This is a genomic window from Paraburkholderia terricola (assembly GCF_900142195.1).
GTDB lineage: Bacteria > Pseudomonadota > Gammaproteobacteria > Burkholderiales > Burkholderiaceae > Paraburkholderia > Paraburkholderia terricola.
The window spans coordinates 41,643-66,190 of record NZ_FRAB01000019.1 but is presented as its reverse complement, the minus strand read 5'-3'; the positions used below and the strand labels follow the sequence as shown (position 1 = coordinate 66,190).

At 65.8% G+C, this 24,548-nt stretch carries 21 protein-coding genes; all 21 read left to right on the top strand.

All coding sequences use genetic code 11. The features are described from left to right. The first annotated feature begins 26 nt into the window (after positions 1 to 26). Positions 27 to 1,514 (top strand): tetratricopeptide repeat protein, encoded by a 1,488-nt coding sequence (locus BUE39_RS17965; RefSeq protein ID WP_073430069.1) that lies wholly within the window; start codon positions 27 to 29, stop codon positions 1,512 to 1,514. A gap of 440 nt (positions 1,515 to 1,954) precedes the next feature. Further along, the gene (locus BUE39_RS17960) at positions 1,955 to 3,034 is read left to right on the top strand and encodes an LLM class flavin-dependent oxidoreductase (RefSeq protein ID WP_073430068.1); all 1,080 of its coding nucleotides are present in this window, start codon (positions 1,955 to 1,957) and stop codon (positions 3,032 to 3,034) included. An 11-nt stretch (positions 3,035 to 3,045) separates the two neighbouring features. Continuing rightward, positions 3,046 to 3,873: a class II aldolase/adducin family protein gene (locus BUE39_RS17955; protein ID WP_073430067.1), complete on the top strand. Its 828-nt coding sequence runs from the start codon at positions 3,046 to 3,048 to the stop codon at positions 3,871 to 3,873. Between the two features lie 13 nt (positions 3,874 to 3,886). Further along, positions 3,887 to 4,960: an ABC transporter substrate-binding protein gene (locus BUE39_RS17950; protein WP_073430066.1), complete on the top strand. Its 1,074-nt coding sequence runs from the start codon at positions 3,887 to 3,889 to the stop codon at positions 4,958 to 4,960. Positions 4,961 to 5,006: 46 nt separating this feature from the next. Then, positions 5,007 to 5,615 carry a cysteine dioxygenase family protein gene (locus BUE39_RS17945; protein WP_073430065.1) on the top strand — a complete coding sequence of 203 codons (609 nt, stop codon included), beginning with the start codon at positions 5,007 to 5,009 and terminating at the stop codon, positions 5,613 to 5,615. Further along, complete coding sequence (locus BUE39_RS17940) at positions 5,612 to 7,219, top strand: rhodanese-related sulfurtransferase (RefSeq protein WP_073430064.1); 1,608 nt, start codon at positions 5,612 to 5,614, stop codon at positions 7,217 to 7,219. Before BUE39_RS17945 ends, BUE39_RS17940 begins: the two co-directional genes overlap by 4 nt. Before the next feature lie 385 nt (positions 7,220 to 7,604). Beyond that, complete coding sequence (locus tag BUE39_RS17935) at positions 7,605 to 8,498, top strand: ABC transporter substrate-binding protein (RefSeq protein ID WP_073430115.1); 894 nt, start codon at positions 7,605 to 7,607, stop codon at positions 8,496 to 8,498. Positions 8,499 to 8,619: 121 nt separating this feature from the next. Then, positions 8,620 to 9,810, top strand: coding sequence for an acyl-CoA dehydrogenase family protein (locus BUE39_RS17930; protein ID WP_073430063.1), 1,191 nt, complete (start codon positions 8,620 to 8,622; stop codon positions 9,808 to 9,810). Positions 9,811 to 10,339: 529 nt separating this feature from the next. After that, positions 10,340 to 10,891, top strand: a complete 552-nt coding sequence (bamE, locus tag BUE39_RS17925) for an outer membrane protein assembly factor BamE domain-containing protein (protein ID WP_073430062.1) — start codon at positions 10,340 to 10,342, stop codon at positions 10,889 to 10,891. A gap of 36 nt (positions 10,892 to 10,927) precedes the next feature. Beyond that, positions 10,928 to 11,881 (top strand): patatin-like phospholipase family protein, encoded by a 954-nt coding sequence (locus tag BUE39_RS17920; RefSeq protein ID WP_073430061.1) that lies wholly within the window; start codon positions 10,928 to 10,930, stop codon positions 11,879 to 11,881. Between the two features lie 436 nt (positions 11,882 to 12,317). After that, entirely contained in the window at positions 12,318 to 13,007 is a 690-nt protein-coding gene (locus BUE39_RS17915) for an ABC transporter permease (RefSeq protein WP_073430114.1), read from the top strand. Between the two features lie 6 nt (positions 13,008 to 13,013). Then, a complete protein-coding gene (locus BUE39_RS17910; protein ID WP_073430060.1) occupies positions 13,014 to 13,727 on the top strand; it encodes an ABC transporter permease in 714 nt (237 codons plus the stop codon). A 79-nt stretch (positions 13,728 to 13,806) separates the two neighbouring features. Next, entirely contained in the window at positions 13,807 to 14,598 is a 792-nt protein-coding gene (locus BUE39_RS17905; protein WP_073430113.1) for an ABC transporter ATP-binding protein, read from the top strand. A gap of 32 nt (positions 14,599 to 14,630) precedes the next feature. Then, entirely contained in the window at positions 14,631 to 15,671 is a 1,041-nt protein-coding gene (locus tag BUE39_RS17900; protein WP_073430059.1) for a GlxA family transcriptional regulator, read from the top strand. A 212-nt stretch (positions 15,672 to 15,883) separates the two neighbouring features. After that, positions 15,884 to 17,119: an aspartate aminotransferase family protein gene (locus BUE39_RS17895; protein ID WP_073430058.1), complete on the top strand. Its 1,236-nt coding sequence runs from the start codon at positions 15,884 to 15,886 to the stop codon at positions 17,117 to 17,119. Between the two features lie 37 nt (positions 17,120 to 17,156). Then, positions 17,157 to 18,212 (top strand): arginine/ornithine succinyltransferase subunit alpha, encoded by a 1,056-nt coding sequence (gene aruF, locus BUE39_RS17890; protein ID WP_073430112.1) that lies wholly within the window; start codon positions 17,157 to 17,159, stop codon positions 18,210 to 18,212. Then, complete coding sequence (astA, locus tag BUE39_RS17885; protein ID WP_073430057.1) at positions 18,209 to 19,246, top strand: arginine N-succinyltransferase; 1,038 nt, start codon at positions 18,209 to 18,211, stop codon at positions 19,244 to 19,246. The genes aruF and astA overlap by 4 nt, the downstream gene beginning before the upstream one ends. Positions 19,247 to 19,248: 2 nt before the next feature. Further along, positions 19,249 to 20,712 (top strand): succinylglutamate-semialdehyde dehydrogenase, encoded by a 1,464-nt coding sequence (gene astD / locus BUE39_RS17880; RefSeq protein WP_073430111.1) that lies wholly within the window; start codon positions 19,249 to 19,251, stop codon positions 20,710 to 20,712. Between the two features lie 9 nt (positions 20,713 to 20,721). Further along, complete coding sequence (gene astB, locus BUE39_RS17875; RefSeq protein ID WP_073430056.1) at positions 20,722 to 22,062, top strand: N-succinylarginine dihydrolase; 1,341 nt, start codon at positions 20,722 to 20,724, stop codon at positions 22,060 to 22,062. Beyond that, positions 22,046 to 23,098, top strand: a complete 1,053-nt coding sequence (gene astE, locus BUE39_RS17870; RefSeq protein ID WP_235004891.1) for a succinylglutamate desuccinylase — start codon at positions 22,046 to 22,048, stop codon at positions 23,096 to 23,098. Before astB ends, astE begins: the two co-directional genes overlap by 17 nt. A gap of 270 nt (positions 23,099 to 23,368) precedes the next feature. Beyond that, positions 23,369 to 24,169, top strand: a complete 801-nt coding sequence (locus tag BUE39_RS17865) for an ABC transporter substrate-binding protein (RefSeq protein ID WP_073430054.1) — start codon at positions 23,369 to 23,371, stop codon at positions 24,167 to 24,169. The last annotated feature ends 379 nt before the right edge of the window (positions 24,170 to 24,548 follow it).

Genomic DNA, 24,548 nt, shown 5'->3' with positions numbered 1-24,548 from the left:
ATGCCACGCGGCGTGGCGCCTTCCCGATGAACGACCTGAATACCCTGCCCCCCAGTAGCCCACTGGCGGACTTGCGCGCGCGGGCCGCCGCGCCCAATGCGGGCGCCGCCGAGTGGCTCGCGTTGGGCCAGATGCTGCTGCAGCACGCAGGCAGTGACAAAGCGGGCCACCGCGAGGCGCTTGCCGCGCTGGTGCGCGCCTATCGACTCGATCCTTCCCACGAAGCCACGCTCCTTCACACGATTGCGCAGACGGCGTTCGTCATGCGCGATTGGGCGCTGGTCGAGTCCGCCACCGGACTGCTGCTCTCGCAAAACGTCGAAAACGCCGACGCGCTGATCTGGCGCGCCGCGGCCATCCAGCAGCGCGACGACTTCGCCACGGCCGAGCGGCTGCTGCGCGAAGCGGTGCGCGTCGTGCCCGGCAACCCGGTGGCGCTACACAAGCTCGCGCTGTGCGTGAAGGAGCAGGCGCGTTTTGCCGAAGCCGAGGCGTTGCTCAGGCACGTGCTGGTGCTCGCGCCGAACAACGCGCATGCGCTGTTCGACCTCTCGGAACTCGAACTTCGTTCCGGGCGTTTCGCCGAGGGCTGGGCGCATTACGAAGCACGCGTCGCGTTCGCCGACGATCTCAACAACGCGCAGCATGCGCTCGCGGCAATCAGCGCGCATTGGCGGGGCGAATCGCTGGCCGGCAAGACGCTGGTTGTCTATGGCGAACAAGGCAATGGCGACTGCCTTTGGGCGGTGCGCTTTCTGCCGCTGTTGGCGCAGCGGGCGAGACGCGAAGGCGGCCGGGTCATCTTCGGTCACGACGGGCCGTTGCGGCATTTGTTCGAGCGGATATTGCCCGCCGATTTACCGCTCGAAACGAGCCTCGAAACACGGCCCGATTTCCACTGCGGGCTGATGAGCCTGCCGCTGCGGCTCGGCGTTTTCGAGGCTGCCGGATGGGGCGCGCCGTACCTGAGCGCCGAGCCGTCGCTCGTTCAGGCATGGCGCAAGCGGATCGACGCCCATGTCGACGCGCGCGTCGCCGGTAACAAGCGCAATCGCACGGTCGGGCTGGTGTGGAACGGCAATCCCGAGCATATCCGCGACATGCGGCGCTCAGTGCCCGCCGGGCAATTCGAAGCGCTATTGAATGTGCCGGGCGTGAGCTATTTCGCGTTGTCGCCGGGACGCGGCGAGACGGTCGCGCAGTGGCGAGCCAAGGGGCTGGAAGTCGTCGACCTGACGCATCATTTTCGATCCGGATTCGACGATGTAGCGGCGTTGCTGGCGAATCTGGATCTGGTGGTCACGATCGACAGCGGGCCCGCGCATCTGGCCGGTGCGCTCGGCGTGCCGACCTGCCTGATGATCGACCACGTATCCGCATGGTTCTGGGGCGATGCCTCGCCGGTCACGGCCTGGTACGATTCGGTGGCGTTGTTTCGACAGCCGCGGGTCGGTGACTGGGCGCCGGTGATCGCGCAAGTCAGGGAGCGGATTGATGGGTTGGGGCGCGGCTGACGGCCAAGCCGCGCCTCGCGTGACTTCTTCTCTTCAATATCTCGCGCTCGGTTTTTAGCGCGATCGCCTGTGCCTCGCGCGCACGGCTACTTCCGCGGTCAGCCATGCTCCGCGCGCCATCCATTCGGCGTTCCGCTGCCTCGGGTTGCGGGGCTTTGCGACCTTCGCAAACAAATCGCCCCGCGCAACAACCAGTTGGCTGTCTCCGCCTGGAATACATCCGGGCCGCCGAGCTACCACGCGCTGCAGGGCCGAAACGCCAAGCCTCATTCCACCCAAACCCGATAAACATATCGCCGATCAATATTTAACAAGCGCATTCAGCGCTGCTACCTTAACTCCCCTGAGCAAACAGCAAATGCGTCGAACAAGAACCGCCGCCGCCCAGCCGAGCCTATCCATGCCGGGCGCACACCCATCCATTCCGGGAGACCCCCATCGTGTCCATCGAATTCATCGGCATGATCCAGGCCCGCAAGGTGTCTGAAACGCACGCGCCGCAAGGTCCGGCGATCGACATCGAGTACGTCGGGCAATTCGCCCGTGCTCACGAAGCCGCGGGTTTCAACCGTATCCTGGTGCCGCATCATTCGACGAGCCCCGACGCGCTCCTGACCGTCGCGCACGCGGCCAGCGTCACGAGCAAGGTGCATTTCATGCTCGCGCATCGCCCCGGCTTCGTCGCGCCGACGCTCGCCGCGCGTCAGCTCGCAACGCTCGACCATTACTCGGGCGGCCGCCTCGCCGTGCACATCATCTCCGGTGGCGACGACGCCGAACAACGCCGCGACGGCGACTTCCTCTCGCACGACGAACGCTATGCCCGCACCGACGAATACCTGCACATCCTGCGCCGTGTCTGGACCGAAGCCGAACCCTTCGACCACGACGGCCAGTACTACCGCTTCGAACAGGCTTTCTCCGAAGTGAAGCCGGTGCAGCAGCCGCACATCCCCGTGTACTTCGGCGGCGCGTCGGCGCCCGCGCTGGAAATCGCCGGCCGTCACGCGGACGTCTACGCGCTGTGGGGCGAATCGAAAGCGCAAGTGCGGGAGCAAGTCGCCCGCGTGCGCGCCGAAGCCGCCAAACACGGCCGCAGCGTGCGCTTCTCCGTGTCGTTCCGGCCGATTCTCGCCGCCACCGAAGCCGCCGCGTGGGAGCGCGCGGACCATATTCTCGAAGAGACCCGACGGCTGCGCGCGGCGCAAGGACTCGGGGTCGGCGGGCCGGCGCAGAGCGAGGGCGCGCGCCGGCTGCTCGCGGCATCCGGTGAATCGGACCGCGTCGACGAGCGCCTCTGGACCGGCATTGCGAAGGAAATCGGCGGCCGCTCGAATTCGACGGCGCTGGTCGGCACGCCGGACCAGGTCGCCGAGACGCTCGCCGAGTATTACGCGCTCGGCGTCTCGACCTTCCTCGTGCGCGGCTTCGATCCGCTCGAAGACGCGATCGACTACGGCCGCGAACTGATTCCGGCGACCCGCGAGCGGATCGCGCGCGTCGAGCGCGTGGCGGCGTGAACGGAGGCGCGATGACCGATCTCTCACTAGCCCCGCGACGCACCCGTGATTCGTCCACGCTCGAACGACACGCGCCGCGGCGCAAGTTCTGGTTCGACGACGTCCCGCCGCGCGAAAGCATCGCGGACGAACGCCGCTACCGGCAGGAACGGCTTGCGGTCGCGTTTCGTCTGTTCGCGCGCCACGGCTTCGATCAGGGGCTCGCCGGGCATATCACCGCGCGCGATCCCGAGTGGCCCGATCACTTCTGGGTCAATCCGTTCGGCAAGCATTTCAGCCGCATTCGCGTGTCCGATCTGCTGCTGGTGAATGCGCAAGGGGACATCGTGGTCGGCGAGGGTCCGGTGAATCAGGCGGCCTTCGCGATTCACGCGGCGATTCACGAAGCGCGTCCCGACGTGATCGCGGCGGCGCACACGCATTCGCTGTACGGCAAGGCGTGGTCGACGCTCGGCCGCACGCTCGATCCGCTCACCCAGGACTCGTGCGCGTTCTATCAGGACCACGCGTTGTTCGACGACTTCCGCGGCGTCGTGCTCGATACCGACGAAGGCGCGCGCATCGCGGCGGCGCTCGGCCAACGCCGCGCGGTGATCCTGAAGAATCACGGCATTCTCACGGCGGGCCCGAGCGTCGAGGCCGCGGCCTGGTGGTACATCGCGCTCGACAATGCCTGCCACGCGCAACTGCTTGCCGAAGCCGCCGGCACGCCGCAGCCGATTGCGCACGACGTCGCCACGCTCACGCACGAGCAGGTAGGCCGCGCGGGCGGCGCGCTATTCGCATTCCAGAGCCTGCTGGAAGGGTTGGTCGAAGCCGAGCCCGACGTCCTCACCTGAACCTTCCCCCACGATGACCCAATCTACCGATTCGCCGGCGTCGCTCCGGCGCCGCCGGCTCGTGGCCGCGTTGCCGGCCGCCCCGTGGCTCACCGCCAGCACGGGCCTGATCTCCGACGCGGCCTCCGCCGCAAACGCCACCACAAACGCCACCACGAACGCCGAGCCAAACGGCAAAACCGATCCCCATCTCGACCTGAGCCAGGTCCGCTTGCGCGTCGCGACCTACAAAGGCGGCGACGCCACGCTGCTGAAAACCGCGGGCCTCGCCGACACGCCGTACACGATCGACTGGTCCGAGTTCCAGTCCGGCAACGCGATGATCGAGGCGATGAACGGCGGCTCGCTCGACATCGCCTCGGGCAGCGAGATTCCACCGATTTTCGCGCGGCTGCAAAACGCGCAGATCCGCGTGATCGCCGTCTACAAGGACGACGTCAACAACCAGGTCGTGCTGGTGCCGAAAGGCTCGGCGATCCGTTCGATCGCCGATCTCAAGGGCAAGCGCGTCGGCTATCTGCGCGCGACCACCACGCATTACTACCTGCTGCGCATGCTCGAGGAAGCGGGGCTGTCGTTCAACGATATTCAGGCCGCCTCGCTCGCGCCGCGCGACGGCTTCGCGGCCTTCAACGCCGGTTCGCTCGACGCCTGGGCGATCTACGGCTACAACGTGCCGCTCGCGATCTCGCAAGCGGGCGCGCGCGTGCTGAAAAACGCCAACGGCTACCTGTCCGGCAACTACCTGTATTACGGGCATCCGGCGGCGCTTGCCGATCCGCTGCGGCGGGCGGCGTGCGCGGATCTGCTGGTGCGGCTGCAGCGTGCGTGCCAGTGGTTCGCCCAGCATCAGGACGCGTATGCCAAAGTCCTGTCCGCCGAGTTGCGCGTGCCGGAACCGGCGATCCTCTCGTTGTACCGCAACCAGAGCCAGGCGCGCCGCGTCACCGGTGTCACGGCGGCGGACATCGCGAGCGAACAGCAGGTGGCCGACACGTTCGCGCGCGCCGCCGTGATCGAGCGGCATGTCGATGTTGCACCGATGTGGACCGACACTTTCAATGCGGCGCTCGCTCGCGGTGCGTGAATAGTTCGCCGCGCCTTATCTTCTGACCTATTCTTTCTAACCACCGATGACCCGAATTTCGAGGCCCGACCGCTTGCGCGCGTTCGTCGGCCGGATTGCGTCGCTCGTCGACGAAGCGGCGCCCGAAGCGCATGTGCTCGAAGCCGGCGGCGCCGCGCTGCGCGAACTGATCGCACACGACGACTGGCTGCCCGACGCGTTCGTGCAACCCGATCCCGAGCGCTATCGGCAATACCTGTTGCACGCGGACGCGCGGCAGCGTTTTTCGGTCGTCAGTTTCGTGTGGGGGCCGGGGCAGTCGACGCCGGTCCACGATCACACCGTATGGGGTTTGATCGGCGTGCTGCGTGGCGCGGAAATTGCGCAGGCATACCGCATCGCCGCGGACGGCGCGCTGGTGGAAACGGGGGCGGCGAAACGCCTCGCGGCCGGCACGGTGGACGCGGTGTCGCCGCGCATCGGCGATATCCATCGCGTGAGCAACGCTTTTGGTGACCGTACGTCGATCAGCATTCACGTGTACGGTGGAAACATTGGCGCGGTGACGCGCTCGGTGTATCCCGCCGGCGGTGGCCGCAAGGCGTTTGTCTCCGGCTACTCGAACGACGTGCTGCCGAATATCTGGAATGTTTCGAAGGAGTCCGTGATCCCATGAGTTTCGTTAAAGAGTTCCGTACCCGGTCATTCGAAGACGTGCGCCGCGCACTGTTCGAACGCGAGGAAATCGCGCTCGTCGACGTGCGTGAGGAAGATCCGCACGCACGCGGTCATCCGCTGTTTGCCGCCAATCTGCCGCTGTCGCGCCTCGAACTGGATGCGCCCGTGCGCTTGCCGCGCCTCGCCGTGCCGATCGTCGTACTGGACGACGGCGAGGGCCTCGCCGAGCGGGCCGCGCGCCGTCTGGATGAGTTGGGTTATACCGATGTCACGCTGCTCGAAGGCGGTTTGCGAGGCTGGCGCGCCGCCGGCGGCGAGTTGTTCAAGGACGTCAACGCGCCGAGCAAGGCCTTCGGCGAACTGGTGGAAAGCAAGCGTCATACGCCGTCGCTGACGGCGCCCGAGGTGCAGGCGCTGCTCGATCGCGAAGCCGACGTGGTGGTGCTGGACGCGCGCCGCTTCGACGAGTACCAGACCATGAACATTCCCGGCAGCATCAGCGTGCCGGGCGCCGAACTGGCGTTGCGCGCGCGGCAGCTCGCGCCGGACCCGGCCACGCGGATCATCGTCAATTGTGCGGGGCGGACGCGCAGCATCATCGGCGCGCAGACGCTGATCAACGCGGGCGTGCCGAATCCGGTCGCGGCGCTGCGCAACGGCACGATCGGCTGGACCCTTGCCGGTCAGCCGCTCGCGCATGGCAGCTTGCGCCGTTTCGATCCGGTGCTCGACGACACGCTTCGGCTGGCCGCCGCCGACGCCGCGCGCGAGGTGGCCGAGCGCGCGCGAGTGGGCCGCACGTCGCGTGACGAAGCGCGCCGCTGGGCCGACGAGGCGGTGCGCACCGTCTATCGCTTCGACGTGCGCACGCCGGAAGAGTACGAAGCGGGCCACGTGCCCGGCTTTCGCAGTGTGCCGGGCGGCCAGCTGGTGCAGGAAACCGACATGGTCGCGCCGGTGCGCGGCGCGCGCGTGATTCTCGCGGACAGCGACGGCGTGCGCGCGAACATGACCGCGTCGTGGCTCGCGCAGATGAACATCGAGGTCTACGTGGTGGACGGTTTGACCGCCGCGGACTTCAGCGAAAAAGGCGCGGCGCCGCCCGCGGCTCGCCATGCGCCCGCGCCGCCCGCCGTCGACGAAATCACGCCGGCCGAACTGGTCACGCTGCTGCAATCGCCCGGCACCGTCGTGCTGGATTTCACGACCAGCGCGAACTATGTGAAGCGGCACATTCCCGGCGCGTGGTTCGTGATTCGCAGCCAGCTCGAGACGGCCCTGCACGACAAGCTGCCCGACGCGCGACGTTATGTGGTGACCTGCGGCAGCAGCCTGCTCGCGCGTTTCGCGGCGCCCGAACTGGCGGCGTCGACCGGCAAACCGGTGCAGGTGCTGAGCGGCGGCACGAGCGCGTGGATCGAGGCGGGCTTGCCGGTCGAGAGCGGTGAGACGCGGCTGGCGTCGCCGCGTATCGACCGTTACCGGCGTCCTTACGAGGGAACCGATAACGCGCGCGAAGCGATGAACGCCTATCTGGAGTGGGAGTATGGCCTCGTCGAGCAACTCGGCCGCGACGGCACGCATGGTTTTCATGTGGTCTGATTTGGCGCGTGTTGGTGTTCGTTCGCGCATGCTCGCGCGAGCCGGGCGGGTGAAGCGAGCGATGCGGGGCAGGGCGCGGGAAAGCGGCGAAGCGGGCACGCACGGTGCGCGGTTCAAGCCGCGCGCCCGCGCTGCGCCGCGTGCGCGAAATCGCTTCACGTAGAGCCTCGCCGTTCGATAAAAATCCGCGTATTTGCTTAGAAGAATAAGGCGTTTGTCTTATGCGGACGCGTCCCTTATCGTCAATGACCCATCATCTCGATGCCATGACGTAAGCGCCGCTATGACGACTTCCCGTTCTTCGTTTTCGCTCTCATCCGTTGCGCGATTCCCGCAATCCCTGTTGGCCAAACCATTCGTCGTCGCGACGCTCGCGATCGGCGCGATGCTGTGCGCGGCGCCTTCCCATGCGGCTGATCTGCCGGTGCTCAAAGTGGGCGACCAGTCGTTGCAAACGCGCGGCATTCTCGAAGCTTCCGGTCAACTGAAAGACCTGCCGTACAAGATCGAGTGGTTCAATTTCCCCGCCGCGCAGCCGCTCGGTGAAGCGTTGAACGCGGGCGCCGTCGATGTCGGCGGCCTCGGCGACGCGCCGCTCGTGTTCGCGCTCGCCGCCGGCGCGCGAGTGCGCGCGGTCGCGGCCACCCGTTCGACGCCGCTCGATCTGGCGATCGTGGTCCGCGAACATTCGCCGTTGACCGACGCCGCGAGCCTCAAGGGCAAACGCATTGCGACGACGCGCGGCTCGATCGGCCACTATCTCGCGCTTGCCGCATTGAAAAGAGCCAACGTGCCGCTGACCGACGTCACCTTCGTCTTCCTCGCGCCCGCCGACGCCAAGGCGGCGCTCGCGTCCGGCAGCGTGGACGCGTGGTCCGTGTGGGACCCGTACACCGCGCTCGGCGAAGCGCGCGATCGCGACCGCATCATCGCCAACGGCGTCGGCCTGTCGGAAGGACTCAGCTATCAGGTGGCGACCGAGCGCGCGATTGCGGAGAAGCGCGCGCAACTCGCCGACTTCCTAAAGCGTGTGGCGATCGGCCAGCGCTGGGCGCTCTCGCATCCCGACGAAGTCGCGGCGATGCAATCGCGCGTCACGGGTTTGCCGACGGACGTATTGAAAACGGTCTATCGACGCGGCCAGGTGCATCCCGTGGCGATCGACGACAGCGTGGTCGCCGCGCAGCAGCGCACCGCCGATACCTACGAAGCCGCCAACGTGATCCGCGCGCATCTGGACGTGCGCGCGAGCTTCGATCGCAGCTTTCCCTTGCCGTGAAGGCCATGAAGGCCATGAAGGCCATGAAGGCCATGAAGGCCATGAAGGCCATGAAGGCCATGAAGGCCGTGAACTTTCCGATGCTTTTGCCGCCGCCGTCATCACCTTGTAGAGCCCACGCATGAATGCCCCGCTTGCCGATCCCGCAGTGACCCGCCGTCATCCGCCGCTTGACAGCGATGCCTTCGACGCATTGCTCGCGCAACTCGCGAGCGAGTTCGCCGCGAGCGCCGCGCACTACGATCGCACGGCCGAATTTCCGCATGCGAACCTCGCGCGCCTGCACGAATTCGATCTGCTCTCGCTGACGGTGCCCGTTGCGCTCGGCGGCGCGGGCGCGAGCTTGCCGCACGCGTTGAAGGTGGTGCGCGCGGTGGCGCGCGGCGAGCCGTCCACGGCGCTCGTGCTGGTGATGCAGTATCTGTTTCATCATCGCTTGCAGGGCAATCCGCATTGGCCGGTCGAACTGCGCGAACGCGTCGCGCGCGAAGCGGTGCGCGACGGCGCGCTGATCAACTCGCTGCGCGTCGAACCCGAACTCGGCACGCCGGCGCGCGGCGGCTTGCCGTCGACGATCGCGAGGCGCGGCGCTGACGGCTGGATCATCGACGGCAGCAAGCTGTATTCGACCGGCAGTCCCGGCCTCGCCTGGCTCGCGGTGTGGGCGCGCAGCGACGAGACGCCGCCGCGCGTCGGCGTCTGGCTCGTGCCGCGCGATGCGCCCGGCGTGCGCGTCGGCAGCGAATGGAACCATCTCGGCATGCGCGCGACCGGCAGTCACGAACTGGTGTTCGACAGCGTGTCCGTACCCGCCGCGCACGCAGTGGATGTCCATCCGCCAGGCGAGCCGGGCGCCGGGTTGGATGCGCTGGGTTTGGCGTGGATGAGCGTGCTGCTGCCGGCCGTTTATGACGGCGTCGCGCGGGCCGCGCGCGACTGGTTCGCGCGCTGGGCCGTCGAGCGCAAGCCTGGCAATCTCGGCGCGCCGCTCGCGAGCCTGCCCGCATTCGAGCAAACGCTCGGCCGCATCGACGCGCTGCTGTTCAACAACCGCGTCGTGCTCGACGCCGCCGCGCACGCGCGGCACATGACGCTCGACGAAGCGCCGCTGGTCAAATACACGGTGACGAATCAGTCGATCGAGGCTGTGCAACTGGCGGTGGAGGCGAGCGGCAATCCGGGCTTGAGCCGCGACAATCCGCTCGAACGCCATTACCGCGACGTGCTGTGCGCGCGGATTCACACGCCGCAAAACGATTCGGTGCTGCAAGGCGCGGGTCGCGCGGGCTTCGCCGCCTTCATGCGCGGATAAGGAACGCGCGCGTTGCCGCTCGCGGCGCGGCCGAGGTTGTCACGGAACGCAAATCCTCTGCCAATTCGGTGTAAACGCGCTCTCGTCTAAAGTGTCCAATCCGTTTAGATTAGCTGCACTTGGAAGGCTTTTCGAGGGACCAGGGCGGCCAAACCAGCAGCGGTCCGTTCATTCCGGCGATGGCGCAAGGTCAGAGGCCAAGGTCTCTCACCGCTTCGTCCGGAACCTGACCGCTGCGCGTCGTCCGCGGTGCTTCGTCTCAGGCGGCCACCTGGCCGCTGTCACTTCCGGTTGACCGTATCGACCGACCTGGCGACGCTTGCACAGCGTCGCCTTTTTGCTTTTCAGGCCACGCGCTTTTCATCCCGCCTTTCATCCTCTTTCATGTCGAGCCGGCTCGCGCGACTGCACGCGCTGGCTCGCGGCTCTCGCTCGCGGTTTTTTCCTTGCGCGGTTATCCTGTAGCAGACACTACACAACGAGATGCGGACGGGCGTGGCCCGACCCGCATCACTACAGGAAACTCGCTGTGAGCCTCAAACTGCTTATCGTCGCCATGCTGGCGGGATCCGTCGCGCTGAGCGGCTGCGACCAACAACAGAGCGACCGCGCCGTGCAAAAACTCAAGGACTTGTTCAACGCCGTCAAACCCGACGCGCTCCTCCTCAAGAACATGACGCCGGGCGTCACGACCGAGGCGCAGATTCGCGATCAAATGGGTAAACCGGAGACCGAGCGCACATACACCGACGGTTCAAAACGCTTCGAATATCCACGTGGCCCGCAAGGGCTGAACACCTACATGGTCGACATCGACCGCGACGGCAAATTGCAGGCGATCACGCAGGTGCTGACCGCCGCCAACTTCGCGAAGATCCGCATCGGCATGAGCGAGGACGAAGTGCGCCGCCTGCTCGGCAAGCCGGGCGAGGTCGCGGTGTTTCCGTTGAAGCCGGAAACCGTGTGGAGCTGGAAGTGGCGCGAGGGCGGCGTGACGGAAGAAGGCATTTTCAACGTGCACTTCGACCAGTATCAGAAGGTGTACACCACATCGCGTTCGGACGTGATGCGTGGTCGATAGACGAGAAAAGACGCAGGACAGAAGACGGGGGCAAGCATGATACGTCGACGTCGGTACAGCCGCATCGGGCTGGTATTGGGGGGCGGCGCCGCGCGCGGCTGGGCGCATATCGGCGCGATTCGCGCGCTGCACGATGCGGGCATCAAGCCCGACGTGGTGTGCGGCACGTCGATCGGCGCGCTGGTGGGCGCGGTCTACGCGAACGGCGACCTGGACTGGCTCGAGGAGTGGGTGTCGCGCCTCACGTGGCAGACGGTGGTGCGGCTGCTCGATCTGCGCCTGTCGGGCGGCTTGCTCGGCGGGCGCAAGGTGATTCAACTATTCGCCGACAAATTCGCCGGCCGCTCGATCGCGCAGTTGAACATGCCGTTCGCGGCGGTCGCCACCGAACTCGATTCGGGCCGCGAAAGCTGGTTGCAGGACGGCAGCGTGGTGGACGCGGTGCGCGCGTCGATTGCGATTCCGGGCATCTTCACGCCGGTGTGGCACAACGGCGTCTGGCTCGTGGATGGCGGCCTGAGCAATCCGGTGCCGGTTTCGGTGGCGCGCGGCATGCGGGCGGACTGCGTGATCGCCATCGATCTGAACAACGACATTCTGAACGGCCGGGACTTCGGCGGCGCGGTGGTCGACACGCCCGCCATCGATCCGAATGCGCCGCCGCCGGTCGCATTGCGCCGCAACGGCAAGCCGTGGCCGCGCTGGCTCGCGCCGGCCGACGCGCGCTTCACCACCGACGTACGCGTGCCGCCCGCGCCGAGCGCGCGCGTGCCGTCCATGCTGAGTTCGATCGCGCAGAGCATCGACATCATGCAGGTGCGGATCACGCGCAGCCGCCTGGCGGGCGAACCGGCCGACATTCTGATTCAGCCGCGGCTGGGCGGCATGGGGATTTTCGACTTTCACCGCGCGGCGCCGGCGATCGAAGAGGGACGCGCGGCCGTGGAGCATATGCTGCCGGCGATCCGGTCGCGGCTGGGGCTCGAGTAGGTTTTTTTTCGGACCGCCCGGGGTCGCGAGCGTTGTGTCGTGTCGGCCGTTCGCAGGGAAGTCGACCTCAAGAAGCCGTTCATCGATGAGTCACGAAAGGGCTTCGCGACTCATCTACGAACCATACGGGTATTTTTCGGCCAGTCTCCGCGCTGTATCCAACCGTTCCCATCTATCGAAAAAGCGACCCGAAACTTGCTAAATCGCCTCGGCGCGCGCGAGGCGCGTGGGGGCCCGCCGATCCCCGCGGCCCGCAGCACCAAGCGCTGCAAGCCTCCCGCGTCCTCAACGCCCGCCTTGATGCGCCGCAACAAACCGCGCGCCCGCCTTTGAGCATTTAATTTTCGCTTGCGAGACTCCGCGGCATGCTACGACGAGCGGCCAAGGCAAGCCGGCGTCGTCCATGACATCCCAACGAACCTGGATGGAGACACGCGTGTTCCTTTACGGCTTTGGCCCGGTGCTGCTCGCCGGCACGATCCAGACGATCGAGCTGTCCGTCCTCTCGCTGGCGGCCGCCGTGCTGCTCGGCCTCGCGGGCGCGGCGGCGAAACTCTCGTTCAACCGCCCGCTGCGGGCGCTCGCCACCGGCTATACGACGCTGATCCGCTCGGTGCCCGACCTCGTGCTGATGCTGCTGCTGTTCTATAGCATCCAGATCGCGGTCAACAATCTCACCGACGCGCTCGAACTGCCGCAGTTCGACATCGATCCGTTCGTGGCCGGCGTGCTGACGCTCGGTTTCATCTACGGCGCGTATTTCACCGAGACCTTTCGCGGCGCGTTTCTCGCGGTGCCGCGCGGCCAACTGGAGGCGGGCAGCGCCTATGGCATGAGCGGCGCGCGCGTGTTCACGCGCATCCTGTTTCCGCAGATGATGCGTTTCGCGCTGCCCGGCATCGGCAACAACTGGCAGGTGCTGGTGAAGGCCACGGCGCTCGTGTCGATCATCGGTCTCGCGGACGTGGTCAAGGCCGCGCAGGACGCCGGCAAAAGCACGTTCAACATGTTCTTCTTCATCCTGGTCGCCGCGCTGATCTATCTGGCGATCACCACGGTATCGAATCTCGCGCTGATCTGGCTGGAAAAGCGCTATTCGATCGGCGTGCGGCACGCGGAGCTCTGAGCCACCATGATCGATATCCTCAATCAATTCTGGCGCGCGTTCCTGTACTGGGACGGTCAGCGCATCTCGGGCCTCGCGGTCACGCTGTGGCTGCTGGTGGCGTCCGTCGGTATCGGCTTCGTGTTGGCGATACCGTTGGCGGTGGCGCGGGTGTCGAAAAAGCGCTGGCTGTCCACGCCCGTGCGCCTCTACACCTATGTGTTTCGCGGCACGCCGCTGTACGTGCAATTGCTGCTGATCTACACCGGCATGTACAGCCTCGAATTCGTGCGCTCGCATCAACTGCTCGACGCGTTTTTCCGCAGCGGTTTTCACTGCGCGATTCTCGCCTTCGCGCTGAACACCTGCGCGTACACCACCGAGATTTTCGCCGGCGCGATCCGTTCGACCTCGCATGGCGAGGTGGAAGCGGCGCGCGCCTACGGCATGAGCGGGTTCACGATGTACCGCCGCATTGTGATACCGTCCGCGCTGCGCCGGGCACTGCCGTTGTACAGTAACGAAGTGATCCTGATGCTGCACGCCACCACGGTCGCGTTCACGGCCACGGTGCCGGACATCCTGAAGGTGGCGCGCGACGCGAATTCCGCCACCTATCAGTCGTTCGACGCGTTCGGCCTCGCGGCGCTGATCTACCTCGTGGTGTCGTTCGCGCTGGTGGCGCTGTTCCGCCGCGCCGAGCGTCACTGGCTGGGTTACCTGGCGGTGCGCACGCATTGAGCGAACCGGGTACGCATGAGCGGCGCGACGCATGCGCGCCGTCACCAAGATTGATCCGTATTTTCCAAGGGAGAGCATCTTGCTCCACACGACTCAAACCGAAGCTTGCAAGCTCGCCGTTCAGGACATTCACAAGCGCTACGGCGACAACGAAGTGCTCAAGGGCGTCTCGCTGAACGCGAACAAGGGCGACGTGATCAGCATCATCGGCGCGAGCGGATCGGGCAAGAGCACCTTCCTGCGCTGCATCAATTTTCTCGAGCGGCCGAACGCCGGGCAGATCGTCGTCGACGGCGAAACGGTCAAGACCAAGGCCGACCGCCACGGCAATCTCGAAGTGGCCGATCACAAGCAACTGCAACGCATCCGCACCAAGCTCGCAATGGTGTTCCAGCACTTCAACCTGTGGGCGCACATGAACGTGATCGAGAACATCGTCGAGGCGCCGATTCATGTGCTCGGTTTGCCGCGTCGCGAGGCCGAAGATCGCGCGCGCGAATATCTCGAGAAGGTCGGTCTCGCGCCGCGTCTGGAAAAGCAGTATCCGTCGCATCTGTCGGGCGGTCAGCAGCAGCGCGTGGCGATTGCGCGCGCGCTCGCCATGAACCCCGACGTGATGCTGTTCGACGAGCCCACCTCCGCGCTCGACCCCGAACTGGTCGGCGAAGTGCTGAAGGTCATGCAGAAGCTCGCGGAAGAAGGCCGCACCATGATCGTCGTCACGCATGAAATGGGCTTCGCGCGCAACGTGTCGAATCATGTGATGTTCCTGCATCAAGGCCGCACCGAGGAAGAGGGCCTGCCCGCCGAGGTGCTCACCACGCCGCGCAGCGAACGGCTCAAGCAGTTCCTCTCCGGCAGCCTGAAGTAACGCGCGGCTCGCGCTGCGCGTTTCATCGAGCGATGGCCCGTCCCTCCAATCCGGCTCGCACCACGCAGGTTGCAATCGTCGCGTTGCCGCCCGTATCGATGTCGGGCGTCGGGCCGATTGTCGACGCGCTCAATCTCGCCAATGAAATCGACGGCCGCGCGCTGTACCGCGTCCAGGTGTGTTCGTGGGACGGCCGCGCGGTGCCGCTGTCGGGCGGCGCGCACTGGCCGGCCGATGCGGCGTTCGGCGATGCGATTGCGTGCGACTGGCTGATCGTCGTCAGCGAACGGTTTCAGCAATTCGCCGACTACCGGCTGTTTCTGGCGAGCCTGTCGCGCGTCGGGCAGCGCACGCCGCTCGTGAGCGGCATTCATCACGGCGTCTGGTGGCTCGCGATGGCGGGGCAGTTGTCCGGCTATCGCGTGAGCGTCAACTGGGAAACCTATCAGCAGTTCTCCGAGCAGTTCGAACGCTCGATCGTCACGCAACAGATTTTCGAAATCGACCGCGATCGCGCCACCTGCGCGGGCGGCCAGGCCACGGTCGATTTCATGCTGGCGATGATCGGCCGCGATCATGGGCCCGAGCTGGCCGACCGGATCGCGGACACGCTCGGCGTCGGCGTATTGCGCGCGGGCGAGGAGCGCCAGCGCATTCCGTTCGTGACGGCGCCGGGCGAGCGCCATCCGCGTTTGAACGACGCGTTGCTGCTGATGGAAGCGAATATCGAAGACCCGCTCACCACCGACGAAATCGCGGGACTCGTCGGCGTGTCGCGGCGGCAACTGGAGCGCCTGTTTCGCCAGTATCTCGGCTCGATGCCGTCCAAATACTACCTGGGGCTGCGGCTTTCGAAAGCGCGCACGCAATTGCAGCGCACCAGCAAATCGGTCGTGCAGATCAGCCTCGCGTGCGGGTTTTCATCGGCGGCGCACTTTTCGAATGCGTACCGCGAACGTTTTGGTGTCACACCGCGCGAGGATCGTCGCAACTGGATCGACAAACAGACCGGCGCGACCGGCGTGGCGGCCAGCGAGCCGCGCGCGGGCGCGCTGATCGAGCGGCCGGAATAAGCCGCGATGGGGTTGCAGTAAGCCGCAATGAGCCGCAATGAGCCGCAACGAGCCGCAACGAGCCGCAATAAGTCGGCGCAAGACGCGATCGAGCGTGACGCATCGCGTGCGGCGCGTGGAAGCTCATAGAAAGCGTCGCGTATGCGCAAGACGTATCGCCTGCGGTTTCCTACACTAACGGTATTACCTCTCACCTGTAACGAGGATTTGCCATGAACGACCTGACTGTGACACGACAGACCTTCGACGAAGTCATGGTGCCGGTGTTTGCGCCCGCGCCCTTCGTGCCGGATCGCGGTCTCGGCTCGCGCGTCTGGGATACGCAAGGCCGCGACTATATCGACTTCGCCGGCGGCATCGCCGTCACCGCGCTCGGTCATGCGCATCCCGAATTGCTGAAAGTGCTGCACGAGCAGGGCGGCAAGCTGTGGCACATCGGCAATGGCTACACCAACGAGCCGGTGCTGCGCCTTGCCAGGCGTCTGGAAGATCTGACGTTCGCCGACCGCGCGTTCTTCGCCAACTCGGGCGCCGAAGCGAACGAAGCCGCGCTGAAGCTGGCGCGCCGCGTCGCGTTCGAGCGCCACGGCGCGGATAAATTCGAAATCGTCTCGTTTACGCAGTCTTTTCATGGCCGCACGTTCTTCACCGTGAGCGTCGGCGGTCAGCCGAAGTATTCGGAAGGCTTCGGCCCGGTGCCCGAGGGCATCATCCATTTGCCGTACAACGATATCGAAGCCGCGAGGAAAGCGATCGGCGCGAAAACCTGCGCAGTGATCGTCGAGCCGATCCAGGGCGAGGGCGGCGTGATCCCGGCCGATCCGGCGTTCCTGAAGGCGCTGCGCGAGGCCTGCGATCAGCACGGCGCACTGCTGATTTTTGACGAGGTACAAACGGGTGTGGGCCGCAGCGGCTATTTCTACGCGTACCAGGAAACCGGCGTCACGCCCGACATCCTCACCACCGCGAAGGCGCTCGGCAACGGTTTCCCGATCGGCGCGATGCTGACCACCAACGAACTGGCCGCGCATTTCAAGGTCGGCGTGCACGGCACGACGTATGGCGGCAATCCGCTGGCTTCGGCGATCGCCGAGAAGGTGGTCGAACTGGTCAGCGATCCCAGGCTGCTCGAAGGCGTGCATGCGCGCAGCGATGCACTGAAGGCTCACCTCGCGAAACTCAACGAGCGCTTCGGTTTGTTCAAGGAGGTGCGCGGCAAGGGTCTTCTGATCGGCGCGGAATTGACCGATGCGTTCAGGGGCCGCGCGAAAGACTTCGTCACCGCGGCGGGCCAGCACGGCGTGATCATGCTGATGGCGGGGCCGGACGTGCTGCGCTTCGTGCCGTCGCTGATCATGCCGCTCGACGACATGAACGAAGGCTTCGCGCGTCTCGCGAAGGCCATCGAGCAAATCGTCGGCGTGAAGGCCGAAGCGCCGTTGAAATAACCCACGCCATCATGCGTCACATTCAACAGGAACGATGATGCTCTTCGTACGCCCCGGCCGCCTCGCCGATCTCGATGCGCTCGAACACATGGCGCGCACCGCGCAACCGGTGCTGCATTCGCTGCCGCACGACCGGGCTGCGCTCGAAGCGCGCGTCGCATTGTCGGAAGACTCGTTTCGCGCGGAGGTCGATTTTCCGGGCGAGGAGTTCTACCTGTTCGTGCTCGAAGACTCGGCAAGCGGCAAGCTGATGGGCACGGCGAGCATCGTCGCCGCGGCCGGTTACTCGGACCCGTTCTACGCGTTTCGCAACGACGCGCTGATTCATGCGTCGCGCGAATTGCACGTGAACCGCAAGATTCACGCGCTCACCATGTCGCATGAACTGACCGGCAAGAGCCGGCTCGCGGGCTACTACATCGACCCGTCGCTGCGCGGCGACGCGGCCGCGCATCTGATGTCGCGGGCGCGCATGATGTACATCGCCGCCAATCGCAAGCGCTTCACGTCCGAGGTGTTCTCGCTCCTGCTCGGCGTCACCGACGACGCGGGCGTTTCGCCGTTCTGGGAAGCCGTGGGCCGCAAGTTTTTCGGCCGCGACTTCGCCGACATCGAAATCGAATCGGGCGGCCGCAGCCGCACGTTCATCGCCGAAGTGATGCCGACCTATCCGATCTATGTGCCGCTGTTGCCGGAAGCGGCGCAACGCGTGCTCGGCGAACCGGACTCGAAGGCGTTGCTCGCCTACGAGATCCACCTGGAAGAAGGTTTCGAAACGGACCGCTACGTCGATATTTTCGATGCGGGCCCGGTGCTGACCGCGCAAGTGGATCGCAGTGCGTGCGTGGCGCGCAATGAAACGCGCGTGGTCCATGAAGCCGCGGCCGCTCCCGACGGCGCGACGTATCTGATCGCGCACAACGGCGCGGACGGGGAATTTCGCTGCGTACTCGGCGACCTCGCCGCGGACAAGCAAGCCGGCGCGTCGTTGTCTCACGCGGCGCGCGCGGCGCTCGGCGTCGAAGAGGGCGATACCGTGCGCTGTGTGCCGCTGCACCAGCCGCATCAGCAAGAATCGGGAGACGCACGATGATCGTCGTTCGCGTTGTGCAACGAGGCGATGTGGACGCGCTCATGCGTCTCGCGCAGGAAACCGGCCCGGGCCTCACCACGTTCAAGCCGGATCGCGAGGCGCTTGTCGCGCGCATCGAACGCGCGCGCCGCACGATGGAAGACAAAGCCGCGCCGCACGAGGCGGGCTACTTCTTCGTGATGGAAGACACCGATACGGGCGACGTGGCCGGCGTCTGCGGAATCGAAACGGCGGTGGGTCTGCAGCAGCCGTTCTACAACTATCGCGTGAGTACCGTGGTGCACGCGAGCCAGGACCTCGGCATCTGGACGCGCATGCGCGCGCTCAACATCTCGCACGACCTCACGGGTTACGCCGAAGTGTGCTCGCTGTTCCTGAGCCCGCGTTATCGCACGAGCGGCGTCGGCGGCTTGCTGTCGCGCTCGCGCTTCATGTTTCTCGCGCAGTTTCGCGAACGCTTTCCGCAGCGTCTATGCGCGGAGTTGCGCGGCCATTTCGACGAGCAGGGCACGTCGCCGTTCTGGCGCGCGGTCGGCTCGCATTTCTACCAGATCGATTTCAACGCGGCGGACTACCTGAGTTCGCACGGCCGCAAGGCGTTTCTCGCGGAACTGATGCCGCGCTATCCGGTGTACGTGGAACTGCTGCCGGAGGAAGCGCAGCAATGCGTCGGCCTCACGCACAGCGACACGATTCCGGCGCGCCGCATGCTCGAATCGGAAGGGCTGCGCTACGAAAACCACGTCGATATCTTCGACGCGGGCCCGGTGCTCGAATGCCACATCTCCGACTTGCGCACCGTGCGCGAGAGCGTGGTGGTGCCGGTCGAGATCGCCGACGTGCCGGCGGGCGCGCCGCAGGATGCGCCGCGTTCGCTGGTATCGAATACGTCGCTGGGCGATTTTCGCGTGGGCGCGGCGGCGGGCGTGCCGCAAGACGGCGTGTTCCGTCTGTGCGCCGCCGAGGCCGCGGCGCTCGACGTCAAGGCAGGCGACCCGGTGCGGGTACTGCCGTTGAAACATAAACAGGGATGATCATGAGCGAGCTTTTCATCGACGGCGAATGGGCCGCCGGCACGGGACCCGCATTCGCGTCGCGCAACCCCGGTACGGGCGCGACGGTGTGGGAAGGCAACAGCGCGTCGGCGGACGACGTCGATCGCGCGGTACGCAGCGCGCGCCGCGCGTTTGCGGCGTGGTCCGCATTCAGCCTCGACGAGCGTTGCGGCGTGGTGCGCCGCTTCGCCGCGCTCGTGACCGAGCGCAAGGAGGCGCTGGCCGAGGCGATCGGCCGCGAGACCGGCAAGCCGCTGTGGGAAGCGCGCACCGAAGCCGCTTCGATGGCGGCGAAAGTCGAGATTTCGATTCAGGCCTATAACGAACGCACCGGCGAAAAGCGTTCGGCGATGGCGGACGGCACCGCGGTATTGCGGCATCGTCCGCATGGCGTGGTGGCGGTGTTCGGGCCGTATAACTTTCCGGGCCACCTGCCGAACGGGCACATCGTGCCGGCGCTGATCGCGGGCAACGCGGTCGTGTTCAAGCCGTCGGAACTCGCGCCGGGCGTGGCCGCCGTCACCGTGCAGATCTGGCGCGACGCGGGCTTACCCGCGGGCGTGCTGAATCTGGTGCAAGGCGAGAAAGAGACCGGCATTGCGCTCGCGAACCATCGGCAGATCGACGGTTTGTTCTTCACCGGCAGCTCGGACACCGGCACCTTGCTGCACAAGCAGTTCGGCGGGCGGCCCGAGATCGTGCTGGCGCTGGAGATGGGCGGCAACAATCCGCTCGTGATCGGGCCGGTTGCCGATCTCGACGCCGCCGTGCATCACACGATCCAGTCGGCGTTTCTGTCGGCGGGGCAGCGTTGCACGTGCGCGCGCCGCATCTTCATGCCGAACGACGCGTTCGGCGACCGCTTCATGGCGCGCTTTACCGAGGTCACGTCGCGCATCAGCGTCGGTGAATACGACGCCGACCCGCAGCCGTTCATGGGCGCGGTGATTTCGGCGCGCGCGGCTGCGCGGCTCGTCGCCGCGCAAGAGCGTTTGCTGGCCGACGGCGCGCAAGCGTGGCTGAAGATGGAGCAGCGCGATCCGCAGCTCGGCTTCGTCACGCCCGCGATTCTCGACGTAACGGCCGTGAAGAATCTGCCCGACGAGGAACATTTCGGCCCGCTCGCGCAAGTCATCCGTTACGGCAACTTCGACGAGGCGCTCGACAAGGCCAACGACACCGAATTCGGTCTCTCGGCGGGCCTGCTCGCCGACGACGAAGCGCTGTGGACGCATTTCCAGCGCACCATCCGCGCGGGCATCGTCAACTGGAACCGGCCGACCAACGGGGCTTCTTCCGGCGCGCCGTTCGGCGGTCCGGGGCGCTCGGGCAATCACCGGCCGAGCGCGTATTACGCCGCCGACTACTGCGCGTATCCGATGGCGTCCGTCGAAAGCGCGCAACTGCACATGCCCGCGAGCGTCTCGCCGGGCCTTCAATTCTAAGGATCGACGATGCAAGCCACTGAAGCCAATTTCGACGGCCTGGTCGGCCCGACCCACAACTATGCGGGGCTCTCGTTCGGCAATGTCGCGTCGCAGAGCAACGAGAAGTCGATTGCGAATCCGAAGGCGGCGGCCAAGCAGGGCCTGCGCAAGATGAAGCAACTGGCCGACCTCGGCTTTCATCAGGGCGTGTTGCCGCCGCAGGAGCGTCCGTCGATGCGCCTGTTGCGCGAGCTCGGTTTTTCCGGCGACGACGCCACGGTCATCGCCCGCGTGGCGAAAGACGCCCCCGAGTTGCTGGCTGCCGCAAGCTCCGCGTCGGCGATGTGGACGGCGAACGCGGCCACCGTGAGCCCGTCCGCCGATACGCACGACGGCCGTGTGCATTTCACGCCGGCCAATCTGTGCAGCAAGCTGCATCGCGCGATCGAACACGAATCCACGCGCCGCACGTTGCGCGCGATTTTCAGCGACGACGGCCGTTTCGCCGTGCACGAAGCGCTGCCCGGCACGCCGGCGCTCGGCGACGAAGGCGCGGCGAATCACACGCGCTTTTGCGCCGAATATGGCGCATGTGGCGTCGAATTCTTCGTCTATGGCCGCAGCGAATACCGCCGTGGACCGGAGCCGAAGCGCTTCCCCGCGCGTCAGACTTTCGAGGCGAGCCGCGCGGTCGCGCAGCGCCACAGTCTCGCGGATGCGGCCACCGTCTATGCGCAGCAGAACCCCGATGTGATCGACGCGGGCGTGTTTCATAACGACGTGATCGCGGTCGGCAATCGCACCACGCTGTTCTGTCATCAACTCGCGTTCGTCGAACAGAAGGCGGTGTACGACGAATTGCGCTCGAAGCTCCTGGGGCTGAAGGCCGAGTTCAACGTGATCGAAGTGCCCGACGCGCAGGTGAGCGTGGCCGACGCTGTCACCTCGTATCTGTTCAACAGCCAGTTGCTGACGCGCCCCGACGGCAAGCAGGTGCTGGTCGTGCCGCAGGAGTGCCGTGAGAACGAGCGCGTTGCCGCCTACCTCGACGGTTTGACGTCGCGCACCGGTCCGATCGACGACGTGCTGGTGTTCGATTTGCGCGAGAGCATGAAGAACGGCGGCGGCCCGGCGTGTCTGCGGCTGCGCGTGGTGCTCGACGACGCGGAGCGCGCGGCGGTGAACGGCGGCGTGTGGATCGACGACAAGCTGTTCGGCCGGCTCGATTCGTGGATCGAAAAGCACTATCGCGACCGCCTCGCGCCGGCCGATCTGACCGATCCGCAATTGCTCGCCGAATCGCGCACCGCGCTCGACGAACTGACGCAGATTCTCGCGCTGGGCTCGCTGTATGACTTCCAGCGCTGAGCACGGCATGCCGGTCGCGCTGCTCGACGATTTCCTCGCCTATACGCTGGCGGGTTCGCGGCCTGCCGCGCATGAGGCGCAGGGTACGTGTGCCCACGGCGCGCGCTGGTCGTGGCTCGACGATGGCGTGCTCGTCATCGAGCCCGCGGCGCAGGAGCGCGATACGCGCAGCGTGCTCGCCTCGGCCGGCATTCACGGCGACGAGACCGCGCCGATCGAACTGCTGTCGCGTCTCGTGCGCGATATCGCGCACGGCGATGCCGCGCTGACCTGCCGCTTGATGGTGATCCTCGGCAACGTCGACGCCATGCGCGACGCGTGCCGTTATCGCGACGACGATCTGAACCGCCTCTTCAGCGGACGGCACGAACAACTGCCGCACAGCCACGAAGCGTCGCGTGCCGCCGCGTTGGAACAGGCGGCGATGCGCTTCTTCGCCGCCGCGTCGGATAAGCCGGGCGTGCGTTGGCATGTCGACATGCATACGGCGATTCGCGCCTCCGCCTTCGAGCAATTCGCGTTGTTGCCGCATACCGGCAAGCCGTTTTCGCGCGCGATGTTCGCATGGCTCGGCGAGGCGCGCATCAGCGCGGTGCTGTTGCATACCACCAAGGCCAACACGTTCTCGAACTTCACGGCTGAGACTTGCCGTGCACAAGCTTGCACGCTGGAACTCGGCAAGGTGCGGCCGTTCGGCCAGAACGACCTGACACGGTTCGCGGGCGCGGATGAAGCGCTGCGTCATCTGCTCGCCGGGACGAACGGCAACACGCAGGCGGCGATGCCGCGCGTGTTCACCGTGATCGATCAACTCACCAAGCACAGTGAAGCGTTCGAATTGCTGCTGGCCGAGGACGTGCCCAACTTCACGCCGTTCGCGAAGGGCACCCTGCTCGCGCGCGACGGCGACTATCGCTACACCGTGCGTCACGATGAAGAGCGCATCGTGTTTCCGAACGCCACGGTCAAGCCGGGTTTGCGCGCCGGTTTGCTGGTGATCGAAATCACCGGCGAGACGCTGTCGCAACTCGTCTAGCCGCGCGTCGCTTCAGTTGTTTTATGTTCTCCGCCTTGCGTGAACGCGACACGGATTTGCACGTTCGACGTGCATCGATCCGGCGTCGCGCGACGCTCGCGCTTGCCTGGCCCCGTCAGTCGTACGCAACCCGGCCTGTACAATCGCCGCCTCGCGGCTGTTGCGTTGCACCACACCGGCCGCGCGAGTTTGAATCGCCTTTTTGGCGCGGCAATCATGTTTGCCCGGATTCGGCTCCGTCTTATTCAATACCGTAGAGGAACACCCGTAATGAAGATGAATTGGCGAAACATGGCTGCGCTCGCGCTGTTCGCGGCGTCGGCGGTCACGGTAACGGCAGGCACCGCGTCGGCGGCGGACATCAAGGAAGTGCGCTTCGGCGTGGAGGCGTCGTACGCGCCGTTCGAATCGAAGTCGCCGTCGGGCGAACTGCAAGGTTTCGATATCGACGTCGGCAACGCGGTGTGCGCGAAGCTCAAGGCGAAATGCGTGTGGGTCGAGAATTCGTTCGACGGCCTGATTCCGGCGTTGCAGGCGCGCAAGTTCAATGCGATCAACTCCGACATGACGATCACGGATCAGCGCCGCCAGGCGGTCGACTTCACCGATCCGATCTATTCGATTCCGAATCAGATGATCGCGAAGAAGGGCAGCGCTTTGCTGCCTACGCCGGCCTCGCTCAAGGGCAAGCACGTCGGCGTGCTGCAAGGCACGATTCAGGAAGCGTATGCAAAGGCGCGCTGGGCGCCCGCCGGTGTCGACGTCGTGCCGTATCAGACGCAGGATCAGATCTACGCCGACCTCGCCTCCGGGCGGCTCGACGCCGCGTTCCAGGACGCGGAAGCGGCCTCGAAGGGCTTTCTGAAGAAGCCGCAAGGCGCGGGCTTCGAGTTCGCCGGCCCGGTCGTCACGGATGAGAAACTGCTCGGCGCGGGCGTCGGCTTCGGCATCCGCAAGGGCGATACGGCGCTGAAGAACGCGTTGAACGAGGCGCTCAAGGAACTGAAGGCGGACGGCACGATCGACCGCTTCGCGGCGAAGTACTTCGATGTGAAGGTCGTGTTGAAGTAATGCCTGGTGAGGGTTTCTTTTTGAAGTAAATGCAAGCGGCCGCTGATCGTGAACAGCGGCCGTTTGCATATTGAAAGCCCGGAAGCGATACCGGCCACGGCGCGAGTCGGAGCGCCGGCGGCCCCCTCCATGCACTCTTCAGATCGATGTTTCGCAGGGAGTCGCGCGCGCCTTCAAGCATTGTCTATTGCTGGCCGGTTATCGTTGAGGCCGCTCGCCAAATATTTCCAGATATTGCTTCACAGGCATGTCCGCCGATAACGACGTGAGATAGAATCGCCTGGCGCATCGCGGGCGAAACGGCTTCTGGGCTTCAGACCTTGGGCCGCACGCTGTCGATGCAGCAAAACCAAAATACAGCAGGAGGCGCCGGGGTGGC